Here is an 11,146-nt window from a genome sequence, read left to right on the forward strand (position 1 = left end):
AAATCTAGAGGAATAGAACATTCACTCTAGATTTTTTAATGACACATTTCTAAAATTAACTTGTTTGTTAAATATAATATTATTGAGATTCAGGAAAACGAACCTTTCATTACATAATAAATAACTTACGGAGGATCAACTTCCATCGATAAGGGGAAGAGATTGAATCCAATACTAGCGGGAATTATGATGCATTCCTTGATACATTCCTTGTTGCATCCCATGTTGCATCCCTTGATGCATACCATGTTGCATTTCGTGGTGCATACCATGATGCATTCCAGGATGCATGCCATGTTGCATTCCATGTTGCATTTCGTGATGCATTCCAGGATGCATCATATGATGATGGTGATGATGGTAATGATGGTGTACATGTCTTGTTTCATGATGTTGATGTGATTCTTCACCGTTCATTGCTTTCACTCTCCTTTTGAAAAAATAATAATCTAACTAATTACATGCTATGACACTAATGTCATAAAGGCGCATGTCTACTTTGAAAATTCCCATAAGAATAAAACTGAGAATTCAATAAATGGAGGATTCTTACATAGAAATTTTTACATTTATATTGACCAAGCTTCTCCTATTTATTCAGGAGGATGTCTTATGATCATAGGTAAAAACGAGAAGGTTGCTAGCTGTTGCAGTTGGTAGAGAGACAAGGGATCGAACAGTGGAAATTATCTTTTATTTAGCTTTTCTTGATTTAACTCCTGTAGATTCCTTCTAAATAATAAAGGACAGTCTTCATTATTATTGTCATCTATGAGTACTACTAAGTTATGTAATTCCAGCTTTTCAGTGTTAAAAATGTTACTGAACGATAGATCCAAGTCGATTAGTACTACTTTGTCAATAGATTAAGAAAAATGAACCTATGAGTGCAAAGGAATAAAGTAAAATGTATAATAATATTGTATCTATATAATTTTTAAGCAACTATTAATGGTAGGAGGTAAAAAATGAAAAAAACCCTTCAATTTTTCTCACTTTGTATTTTTTTGATTTTACTTTTACATGTACAAATAAATACGATTAATATTGATCTGGATATTGAGGAAATTGAAGAAACTACAATCTCTGCCACTAATAAATCTTCAAGTCTCACAGCAGCTCAGTTAACGAAGCCGACTATTTTATCTAGTGAAAATTATTCAAAGGACTCGATATTTCCCTCAAGTCCATGTATACTGATCTGCTTCTATTTTCTCATTCAATATACATTGAATATTTCATTACGAAGATTACAGTCAATAGGCTTTTTATTTGCTGTGAAGTATGAATCAAATTATCTCCCCAGAAGCATAAATAGCTTTTAGCCAAAAATATAAAGGGGAGTATTTTATGAAAAAAATAAATAAAACTGAATATACAAAGCAGCTAGTAGAATGTTATATCTATATTTTTTCAATAACAATTATGTTTTTTGGGTTTATGATTGTTGTTGGTATCTTCACCCAAGCAGGATGGATTTCCTATATTAAAGAGCTGGTCTTAAATGCGATAAAAGGTGACGGGCTATATGGATAAAGATTATTTTGGAGAAAATATATGGAATTAGTTAAATTTATAATCAGTTTTATATTGCATATTGATGAGCATCTCCTTGAAATAATATCGTTGTTTGACCATTGGACCTATGTAGTATTGTTTTTGATTGTCTTTATTGAAACAGGAGTGGTGATATTTCCATTCTTACCTGGTGACTCTTTATTATTTGCCAGTGGTACATTTGCTTCAATGGATTCGCTTAGTCTGTCAATACTGATACTTACTTTTATTAGCGCAGCAGTACTAGGAGACGCAGTCAATTATTATATTGGACAAAAAGTAGGAAAATCTGTGATGGAGAAAAATCGTTTCAGAAGAATGATCAATAAAGAAAAAATGAATATGGCTGAAGAGTTTTTTAATAGACATGGTGGAAAGACAATAATCATTGCTCGTTTTATGCCATTCATTCGAACTTTTGCACCTTTTGTAGCTGGTGCAAGTGGCATGAATTATAAACTGTTTACCTTTTATAATGTCGTAGGAGCAGTGCTATGGGTACTAGTCTGTACTATGGCTGGTTATCTATTTGGTAATCTGCGAATTGTGGAAGATAACTTTTCAGTTGTTATTTTGATTATCATCTTAATGTCTACCTTGCCAGCTGTATTTTCTTATTTTAAAAATAGATAAAGGATTATTCGTATAAACAAAATGTACAAGCCACAAGCTATGGGAGCTTGCGGCTATTTTTTTGCATCATAAAAAAACAGATCTCCTCATGATCAAGGGGCTAATAAAAAACATAAGGGGACTGTATTAGTAATTAAGTAAAATATACATCAAACATACTATTATTTAAGTATTTTCTTATTGTAATAGTAGTATTTATTAAGTATAATTGTTTGTATATTAAATAATAGGGGATGTCTTGATGTCCGAAATTGTTGTTAACTAATCAAAATTTATCTATATCATTCTATTTTTAGCAAAATCCCACTTCTTAGAGGGGGTTATTTGTTATGGAAAAAATGGAATGCTGGAGATCAGTTAAGAACATAACGGCCATCTAACACAATTGATTACAAAAGTCGTGCTCTTAGGCATGGCTTTATTTTAAGTATATTTAAAGTGCTTTTGAAGCTCTAGATATACTATGTATGATATGATCGTGTTTTCGAAAAGGGACATAGATGGACAATTTGTTCATCTATGTCCTTTTTTTGCTTTTTATACAACGTATTTCAAAATATAACTTAACATTGGGAGACTAATTTAATGAAAAACCTTATAGAACAAGTAAAAGTAAATGTCAGGCTACAAGAAGGAGCGAATGTTATTGAAAAAGTATTAGTTGAATGTTATACAGACCCAGGAATTTCCACAAAAAAATTAGCACGTAACATTCAACTTCCAGTCCCAGTTGCAACAGCAATTAAGAAGGAACTTATTAAGGCGGGTGCTTTAATTCAAGGACGTGGTGTGTATTGTACGAGCGAAGGAATGGTATTTATCGAAAAAGAAATGGGATATGGAGGACTAGATAAAGAGCTTTATCAAAAGCTTATGATTAATAATAATGATTGGAAGACAGAACTAGCCGACATATTAGCGATACTAAGTAAGTTATTTCAATCACGCCCACAAGTTAACGTACTAACAGATCAATCTAAATGTACACCTGAAACTAGTTTACATCGAGCGATTTTATGTTTAAGAGCATATGCACTAGTGGGAAAGCAAATTTTATGTGTGGGAGATGATGATTTAGTCAGTGTCTCGATCGGCTTCCTTCTTAAACGTTTATTTCCAGAAAAAGACCATAAAAAAACGATGATTACCGTTGTAGATAATGATGAACGATTTTTGCAATATATTGCTGATGTAAAGGTTCGAGAAGGATTATTGATTAATTATCTAAATGTAGATTTGCGACAACCACTTCCAAATTATTTTCATGAACAATACGATTGTTTTTTTACAGATCCGCCCTATACTTTGCAAGGGATGGAGTTGTTCACCTCCCGCGGAATAACAGCATTAAAGAAAGAAAAAGGATTACCGATCTTTTTATCATTTGCCCATAAATCTTCTGATTATATGTTGGCATTTCAAAGGGAAATAGTAAAAATGGGCTTATCACTTGAAGAAATTATTCCTGATTTTAATGAATATGAAGGGGCACAGATTATCGGAAATAGGGGACAAATGATCATTTTAAAAACGACAGAGGAAACAACACCGAAGATTACTAGTTCTTTTGAAGATGCACTTTATACGGGTGAGATAAAACAAACTATACGTACGTACCAGTGTAAAATGTGCCAACAATTAATTTTGATCGGTATTCAAGGTGACTTTCCAACGATAGAAAAATTAAAAAATCAAGGTTGTCCGAATTGTAGCCAACATACATTTCACTTCATTCATAAAAAAGGTAATAGAGAGGATCATTAAGATGGACACATTCGGTTGTCATATTGTAGCTGACTTATGGGGATGTAACGTGCACAAACTAACGGATAAAGATTATTTGGAAAAGGAGTTTACGTATGCTGCAGAAAAATCTAAAGCTACGATATGCGGGGTTTTCTTTCATGAATTCTCACCGCAAGGAGTTAGTGGAGTTGTTATTTTAGCAGAATCTCATTTAAGTGTACACACTTTTCCAGAACATGGATATGCAAGTATTGATATATATACATGTGGAAGACATACCCAACCTGGGTTAGCAATTCAACATTTAATTTGCTCTTTGGAGGCAGAATATAATCACAGTCATGAACTAATAAGGGGATTAAAACCAAAAGTATGATCGATAAAAATAAAGCGTAATCGAAAAATAGTGTGGAAAAGTGATTCATTTGCTAATCATCATTTTGATCGAAAATAATTAGCAAAAAATGATTCACAGCAATGACATATTTCAACACGTTAAGAGAACTTGAAGGAATTTATCTTTATTTCACTAGTTTTGTCATGATTGCAGGATAAAAAATATAAAAACCGAATAATCGTTTATGAAGAAAATGAAATCGAAAGGTTCGGTGAAAAAAATGCTAACAGCAACTAATAGTATAGAGAAAATGACAACTAAAACAAACGAAGAAATGGAGCATGCATTTAGCCATATCATGGATCAGTTTAGACAAATTAATAGCAAGTATGGTTTAATGGTAGGAGAAGAGATCAAAGAGTTATATGATCAAAAAATTGAATTGATTCATTTCTCAAAAGGGTATATTGAGAGAATAGAAGAGAGAACAAAGAAAATGTAGAAATTTAGCTTTATAAGTGGTGATATAAACTTGATGACAATTATTTTGAGAAAAACAGAGCAATTAATGCACCAGTTAAACGAATTAAAGAATACGTATGAAGAGGGTAAGGAACCTGCAAAAGATCGAGCGTTTTTTCTATATGTAAAACAAGAAACAGAGCCAATATTTCATTTGCTTGATGAATGGGAAGCTCTTGCTATTGACTTAATTAATAAAAAGCAAATTTCCATTCATGAACAACAAATCCATGCAACTAAAGATAATATGAAAAAATTAATGATGCATAGTTATTATGCCGATGTACGAAAAAGAAGATATATGGACATTTACAAATCATGTAAATACATTTTCAATCAATTGTTAAAGGAGACAAAATAGTGAAAGAGAAATTAATTGAAGAAGCTACAAAGGCGAGAGAAAATGCTTATGTTCCTTATTCTTCCTTTAAAGTAGGTGCTGCACTTTTAGCAAATTCCGGTAAAATATACTCTGGTTGTAATATAGAAAATTCTTCATTCTCACTTACTTGTTGCGCGGAAAGAACGGCAATATTTAAAGCAATCTCAGAAGGTGAAAAAAACTTTCAAGCAATGGCCGTTATCGCAGATAGTAAGGGTGCAGTTAGCCCTTGTGGAGCATGTCGTCAAGTGATGGCTGAGTTTTTTACTGAAGACGTAACGATTTATTTAACAAATCTTACAGGAAAAACAAAGGAAATAACAGTTGCTGAATTATTACCCTATTCCTTTAAATTATAAATTTTCTTTAAAATATAGTTAAAATTATTGGCGTACGTTAAAAAAACACACCGATTGGCAAGCCGTCAGTAACGACAGTGATGTTGCACATAAGCAGAAAGAAAGGATTGATACTTTCTTTCTGCTTAGAAAGGAAGCTTTGTTTTAAAGCTTCTTTTTTAATGCATAAAAAAGTATAGTCTCGATAAATCGTTCAAATACAATGTTACATATACATTTATCGAGACTCAATAAAATAAGTAGCCCTGAAATTAGCCCCACCTGAATTATTTAGCTACTCTTTTTAAACGCTCACCAAATGCATAACTACTTTATTTTCTATTTTTTGAAATGAATGGACATAAACATTATAAATCATTTCTAGCGTACTCCCTAAACGATCGGCAACATCAGTTGGTGGTATCAACTCATCGATTAATATAGTAGCATGTGTGTGATGCAATCCATCCAGTGTATTGGATTAATTTTAACTTCATTTAACCCATTATTTTATCGAAAAAGGTATTAGTGTAGTCTACGTGTATACCGTTTATGTTATTTTATCGAACTATATTCCTCCCGATCTCTTGGGAAGAAGTTACGCATAGTACAGTTAAAAGCGAAGGTGGAAACGGTATGGGGAAAGAGGCTCAACAACTTGAAAGGGGACAACCCCTGCGGAAAAGCAAATGTTCTTCGATGGGACGAGTAAGCGCAGTCCCAGTCCCACTAGTCTAAAAACCTCGCTAGGAAGAATGGTTTTCTTTCCGAGGAGGCTGAAAAGCAGCCTCCTGTAGTGCAAATCAACGAAGTTACCAGCATATAGAGGAAGAAGTCAGGCGTTCCATCCATTAGTTAGATGGACCACCTGACTTCTTTTTCACTTACTAGGGTTTTGTCCTAGCCTCATATCATAGAAATTTCTTTTATATCGTTTAATTCAATTTAAGATCCGATTGATAAAAGTAATTAGGTGTTAAAATGTCGTTGTTATATGGTCTATGATAGATGTGTGTAGTTGCAGATGATATCGGCGGAATGAGCCAAGCCCAATTCCCAGTAACAGAACGACCGTTTTCGCTCTCGTTCTTTTCAAAGCTCTTAAATTGTTTTGCTGCAGTATGATGATCAACAAGCGTAACGCCGGATTTTTGATAAGAATGTAATACTGCAATATTTAATTCAACTAAAGCTTTATCGATCCATAGGGAGCGATTTAATTTTGTATCTAATCCCATTATTTCAGCAATCTTTGGTAATAAATTATATCGATCTTCATCTGCTAAATTTCTTGCTCCAATTTCAGTGCCCATATACCAACCATTAAAAGGGGCCATAGGGTAATCAATTCCACCTATTTCGAGACGCATATCTGAAATGATTGGGACCGCATACCACTTAATATTTAGTTTACTAAAGGCTTCATATTGTGGGTGAGTTATTGGAACTTCTTTAACTATATCTTTAGGAATTTCATATACTTTAGGTTTTTTTCCTAATTCCTGAATAACCAATGGGAGAATATCGAAAGGAGTATTAGTTCCTTTCCATCCTAAGCCTTCACATGTTTTGGTTATTTTAACAGATGTTGAATCACCAATTACTTTATCGCCATTTTTGTATCCAGCATAACGAAGCAATTGATGGTTCAAAATTCTTAATGGATCTTTTCCATTTTCTCGAGGTGGAAAGATTGTGATTGTAGATTGTATTTTTCCATCATTTGTAGCAAATTCAATGTGTTTTAATAATTTTTTATAAGCTTGTTCAGCTGAATACACATCACGTGCATCAAAAACATGTAATGTATTCCATAGCAATCGTCCTATACAACGATTACTGTTACGCCAGGCCATTTTAGCACCGTGTGTTAATTCAAAAGATTTATGGAAGTATGTCCCGGTAGTCTTTATTTCATTTTCAATTTCTGTCATTCGTTCCGATTGCTTTTCTTTAGACATCCCGAGTTCATCATAACAAATTTGTATAAATTTTGTTGCCTCTATTATTAAATGATTGGTTTTAGTAGATTGAATCATCAGTATCAACTCCATACTTAAAGCTTATCATAGATATGGGATTGTAATAATATGATAGTTTGGAGAATTTTTGAACTTCTTATCGAATACGTAGAAAATAAAAGCTAGGATATCTCCCAGCCAATAGCAGGGCATTTTGGTTAAGATGGTCTAATATAATAGCATGCAATAATTTTAAAATTTTTACCAAACATAGCATCATGTAGCTATATATTGCGTAGGGGGAAAAATTTGTTAGGCGTTGTTTTTTATGGAAATATTTCCCTTCCTACCGTATAATGGGGAGTATGATAACGGATCTAAATGGTCAAAACAACGGGTCAGATTATTGAACAAATTTCAAGGGGGTATATTTAATGAATCTTGGAAATGAATACTTGAAGATTGTGCAAGAAAGATTTAAAAGCGTTAAAAATCTTGGAGATAAAACAATAAGTCAATTATCAGAGGAAGATATACACTGGAAATTAAACGAGGCTTCAAATAGCATTGCAATTATTGTAAAGCATTTAAGTGGAAATATGATATCCAGATGGTCTGACTTTTTAACAACAGATGGAGAAAAATCCTTCAGAAATCGTGATCAGGAATTTGAAGATGACATTTCCTCTAAACAAGAAATGATAACTATTTGGGAAAAAGGATGGAACACTTTTCTTGATACATTGAATGAATTGGAAAACCAAGATTTATTAAAAAATATAACCATTCGGAGTGAAAAACACACTGTACTAGAAGCAATCGAAAGACAAATGGCTCATTACGCTTATCATGTTGGTCAGATTGTTTATATTGGGAAACAATTAAAAGATGAGAACTGGGAAACCCTTAGTATACCAAAAGGAAAATCAGAAGAATACTTACAGCAGAAGTTAAAAAAACATCAGTCTTAAGATATTGGCTTTTGTTTCGAAAACAGGCGTTATTAATACATTTAGTTAACTTACATTTAATAGAGGATGGCAAATTCTTATTAAAAAAATCAAATATTTTCTTTTACGTCCAGTAGGGCGTATTTTTTATTTATAGGAATTTATGCCTTTCAAATGGTAAAAATAAAAACTTATTTTACCAAAGAGGAGTGATTGGATGGAGATCTCCGCATTATCGTTGTACGAGACGCTAGTACCATTTTTGTTATATTTACTATTAGTGTTAATGGCTATCTCAATTATTTTAAAGTTGTTGCCGATGCCAAGGGTACTAATAAATTTCATCTGGACGGTTACTATTTTGGCATCAGCTTACTATTTATTTAATAAATTTTTTTAAAGAACCTTCATGATGAGGTACTTTTCTTTAACGCTCACACGAGCATTATTTTTGTATGCTTAAAAATAAATATTGACTTTTCTAATAATGGGAATATAATAAAAAAATAGGGAAATGAGTAAATAGCTATTGATGACGAACCGCTATGTGCGATGAAAGTCGCTTGCATTGTGAAGGGAGAAATCTCATGAACAAATTAGTAAATGACAATCTGTATGAAACGAGAAATGATCTCGTAAAGGAAATTACTTTATTAAATGATGCTCAATTTAATAGTAAGACTGATAGGGATAAGTGGAGTATAGCACAAGTTTGCCATCACTTAGTTCTAGTGGAAAAGGCTTCTATAAAGGCTATTGCATGGGGATTAAAAGAGATTGATAGTGCTCAAAAAGAACGTAAAAAGGTTGACCTTATATTATTGGATAGAACGAAAAAGATTAAAGCTCCAAAAATCGTTGAACCAGACGAAGGGCCATTTGAAGTTCAGCAAATAGTTGATTTGTTAAGAGATTCAAGAAAAGAATTGATGAGTTTTCTTAGTACTATAGAAGATAAATCCATATTAGCCAAAAAATCAATGAAACATCCTGCTCTCGGTGAATTACCTCTTGATCAATGGGTTGAACAGATATATTTGCATGAACAGCGACACATAGAACAAATAAAAGAGATAAAATTACTCTTTATCTAAATTACGCAATAAAGCATCTCGGTTATGGTGCTTATTATATTTTAAAACGCTCACTTCGAGCGTATTTTTTATGTGAAAATTTTGAAAGGGGTTGAGGTGTGGATGCAACTGTAATGCTGTTGGATATAAAAGAACGAATGGTAAAGGTTCAAACAAAAATTGACTCTATGGCAGAAGATGCAGAGAAAACCGCAAATGAAGCCTTGGCAAGCACTAAATCCTCACATAAAAAAATTGATAAAATAGATAAGATATTTTTGTGACTTGGCACTACGATTGGTGGGGCTGTCATTATCTGTCTTATAACATTTTGGAAAATAGGACCTAAAGGATCTATTATAACATCGGATAAATTGTTCTTTTTTTAAATGAAGCTCGTGTTTTTATGAAAAGCAATAAAAAAGGAGAAAAAAAGACCGCCACTGTAAAAGCGATCTTTGATTTCTATAACATCTACCTACGTATTATTTTAGTCGCAATTCAGCCTAAAAACAGCCCCAAATACGTTCTTCTTCATGCATAACATTACGTTTACTTGAAAATTGACTATTTGATATAGTTGTTGTTAGAACAACGTTTTTTAATATATAATGACGTTTAATTCGTTATAGGTTTATTTAATGGTATAATATCATCAAGCATTGCATAATTTTTAATTTAATTAATAAAATGACAGTAGACGAGCAATGATGAGATGGAACATCAAAACGATAATTGTTTACAATAATTACTGAGGTGATCATTTATGACGGTAAGTAGGGTACAATTAACTGCAAACGATATATTGGAAAAAGAGTTTAAGAAATCGATGCGAGGGTATAACGAGGAAGATGTTGATGAATTTTTAGATATTATTATTAAAGATTATGAAGCATTTAACCAAGAGATTGAAAAGCTAAAACAAGAAAATGAACGGTTTAGAAAAAGTGCTAGTCAACCAAAATCTCGCGTAACAGCAAACACACCACCGCCACAATCAAATTATGACGTATTAAAAAGGTTATCCAATTTGGAAAAAGCAGTTTTTGGACAAAAAATAAATGAGAAAGAAATGTAAAAATATGATATAATAAATAAGAATGCTCATGTAATCGCTGCACAGTTTACTGTGTAGAGGAAAGTCCATGCTCACACAAGCTGCGATGCTTGTAGTGTTCATGCTTGATGAAATAATAAGTCAAGGTAACCGGAGTGGTTAACGGCAGGAGTTTATTTCTACGTCTTTTTGATAGGAAATAAAGCCTTGAAAGTGCCACAGTGACGAAGATGAATGGAAACATTCTGAAGTGGAACGGGTAAACCCCATGAGTGAGCAACCCAAACTATGGTAGGGGCATCCTCTGATTAGGAAATGAACGAAAAGAGGGACAAGAATCACTTGTAGATAAATGATTACAACCCGAGTACGAGGCTGACCACCGTTTTAGTACAAAGGAACAGAACATGGCTTATCGAGTATTCAGAGGTCACAAAATTGTTTTAAAAACCTATGTATCAGTGTAAACTGGTAGTAGGTTTTTATTTTTTTCATATGACGAATTGTACTATTAAGTGCAACACCTAAAAAAACTGTAGTTAAAATAAAGCAGCCCATAACAGCTTCGTGTAAAATGTAAGTAACCACAC

13 protein-coding genes and 1 other RNA gene are annotated in these 11,146 nt (G+C 32.8%); 12 read left to right on the forward strand and 2 right to left on the reverse strand.

The window, feature by feature from the left end; genetic code table 11:
- Nucleotides 1–174: 174 nt before the first annotated feature.
- On the reverse strand, nt 175–417 hold the full coding sequence (locus DFR56_RS06670; RefSeq protein ID WP_110394657.1) for a hypothetical protein: 243 nt from the start codon (nt 415–417) through the stop codon (nt 175–177).
- Nucleotides 418–1,350: 933 nt separating this feature from the next.
- On the opposite strand from DFR56_RS06670, the gene DFR56_RS06680 reads away from it, so the two are divergent.
- The 7 genes from DFR56_RS06680 (at nt 1,351) to cdd (ending at nt 5,536) form a co-directional block, all read left to right on the forward strand.
- Nucleotides 1,351–1,536, forward strand: a complete 186-nt coding sequence (locus DFR56_RS06680) for a hypothetical protein (protein ID WP_110394659.1) — start codon at nt 1,351–1,353, stop codon at nt 1,534–1,536.
- Nucleotides 1,537–1,557: 21 nt separating this feature from the next.
- Nucleotides 1,558–2,190, forward strand: coding sequence for a DedA family protein (locus tag DFR56_RS06685; protein ID WP_110394660.1), 633 nt, complete (start codon nt 1,558–1,560; stop codon nt 2,188–2,190).
- 585 nt (nt 2,191–2,775) lie between these two features.
- Nucleotides 2,776–3,954: a bis-aminopropyl spermidine synthase family protein gene (locus DFR56_RS06690; protein WP_110394661.1), complete on the forward strand. Its 1,179-nt coding sequence runs from the start codon at nt 2,776–2,778 to the stop codon at nt 3,952–3,954.
- A gap of 1 nt (nt 3,955) precedes the next feature.
- Nucleotides 3,956–4,312 carry an adenosylmethionine decarboxylase gene (speD, locus tag DFR56_RS06695; protein WP_110394662.1) on the forward strand — a complete coding sequence of 119 codons (357 nt, stop codon included), beginning with the start codon at nt 3,956–3,958 and terminating at the stop codon, nt 4,310–4,312.
- A 241-nt stretch (nt 4,313–4,553) separates the two neighbouring features.
- Nucleotides 4,554–4,775, forward strand: coding sequence for a hypothetical protein (locus DFR56_RS06700; protein WP_207521560.1), 222 nt, complete (start codon nt 4,554–4,556; stop codon nt 4,773–4,775).
- 33 nt (nt 4,776–4,808) lie between these two features.
- Nucleotides 4,809–5,156, forward strand: coding sequence for a DUF1798 family protein (locus tag DFR56_RS06705; protein WP_110394664.1), 348 nt, complete (start codon nt 4,809–4,811; stop codon nt 5,154–5,156).
- Entirely contained in the window at nt 5,153–5,536 is a 384-nt protein-coding gene (gene cdd / locus DFR56_RS06710) for a cytidine deaminase (RefSeq protein ID WP_110394665.1), read from the forward strand. The genes DFR56_RS06705 and cdd overlap by 4 nt, the downstream gene beginning before the upstream one ends.
- A gap of 914 nt (nt 5,537–6,450) precedes the next feature.
- Here the strand turns inward: cdd and DFR56_RS06715 are convergent.
- Complete coding sequence (locus DFR56_RS06715) at nt 6,451–7,554, reverse strand: nitric oxide synthase oxygenase (RefSeq protein WP_244916439.1); 1,104 nt, start codon at nt 7,552–7,554, stop codon at nt 6,451–6,453.
- A 356-nt stretch (nt 7,555–7,910) separates the two neighbouring features.
- On the opposite strand from DFR56_RS06715, the gene DFR56_RS06720 reads away from it, so the two are divergent.
- The 5 genes from DFR56_RS06720 to rnpB all read left to right on the forward strand — a co-directional run bounded on the left by DFR56_RS06720 (nt 7,911) and on the right by rnpB (nt 10,976).
- Nucleotides 7,911–8,447, forward strand: coding sequence for a DUF1572 domain-containing protein (locus tag DFR56_RS06720; protein WP_110394667.1), 537 nt, complete (start codon nt 7,911–7,913; stop codon nt 8,445–8,447).
- Nucleotides 8,448–9,013: 566 nt separating this feature from the next.
- The gene (locus DFR56_RS06725; RefSeq protein WP_110394668.1) at nt 9,014–9,520 is read left to right on the forward strand and encodes a DinB family protein; all 507 of its coding nucleotides are present in this window, start codon (nt 9,014–9,016) and stop codon (nt 9,518–9,520) included.
- Nucleotides 9,521–9,618: 98 nt separating this feature from the next.
- A complete protein-coding gene (locus tag DFR56_RS22870; RefSeq protein WP_158525522.1) occupies nt 9,619–9,783 on the forward strand; it encodes a hypothetical protein in 165 nt (54 codons plus the stop codon).
- 482 nt (nt 9,784–10,265) lie between these two features.
- Nucleotides 10,266–10,577, forward strand: coding sequence for a cell division regulator GpsB (gene gpsB / locus DFR56_RS06730; protein WP_110394669.1), 312 nt, complete (start codon nt 10,266–10,268; stop codon nt 10,575–10,577).
- Nucleotides 10,578–10,599: 22 nt separating this feature from the next.
- An RNA gene (gene rnpB / locus DFR56_RS06735) (RNase P RNA component class B) lies at nt 10,600–10,976 on the forward strand.
- Nucleotides 10,977–11,146 lie beyond the last annotated feature (170 nt).

The sequence above is a fragment of the Pseudogracilibacillus auburnensis genome, from assembly GCF_003201975.1.
GTDB lineage: Bacteria > Bacillota > Bacilli > Bacillales > Amphibacillaceae > Pseudogracilibacillus > Pseudogracilibacillus auburnensis.

Coding starts and splice junctions, on each gene's coding strand:
- DFR56_RS06670 (WP_110394657.1), bottom strand. CDS start 417: ATGAACGGTGAAGAATCACATCAACATCATGAAACAAGACATGTACAC.
- DFR56_RS06680 (WP_110394659.1), top strand. CDS start 1,351: ATGAAAAAAATAAATAAAACTGAATATACAAAGCAGCTAGTAGAATGT.
- DFR56_RS06685 (WP_110394660.1), top strand. CDS start 1,558: ATGGAATTAGTTAAATTTATAATCAGTTTTATATTGCATATTGATGAG.
- DFR56_RS06690 (WP_110394661.1), top strand. CDS start 2,776: ATGAAAAACCTTATAGAACAAGTAAAAGTAAATGTCAGGCTACAAGAA.
- speD (WP_110394662.1), top strand. CDS start 3,956: ATGGACACATTCGGTTGTCATATTGTAGCTGACTTATGGGGATGTAAC.
- DFR56_RS06700 (WP_207521560.1), top strand. CDS start 4,554: ATGCTAACAGCAACTAATAGTATAGAGAAAATGACAACTAAAACAAAC.
- DFR56_RS06705 (WP_110394664.1), top strand. CDS start 4,809: ATGACAATTATTTTGAGAAAAACAGAGCAATTAATGCACCAGTTAAAC.
- DFR56_RS06715 (WP_244916439.1), bottom strand. CDS start 7,554: ATGATTCAATCTACTAAAACCAATCATTTAATAATAGAGGCAACAAAA.
- DFR56_RS06720 (WP_110394667.1), top strand. CDS start 7,911: ATGAATCTTGGAAATGAATACTTGAAGATTGTGCAAGAAAGATTTAAA.
- DFR56_RS06725 (WP_110394668.1), top strand. CDS start 9,014: ATGAACAAATTAGTAAATGACAATCTGTATGAAACGAGAAATGATCTC.
- gpsB (WP_110394669.1), top strand. CDS start 10,266: ATGACGGTAAGTAGGGTACAATTAACTGCAAACGATATATTGGAAAAA.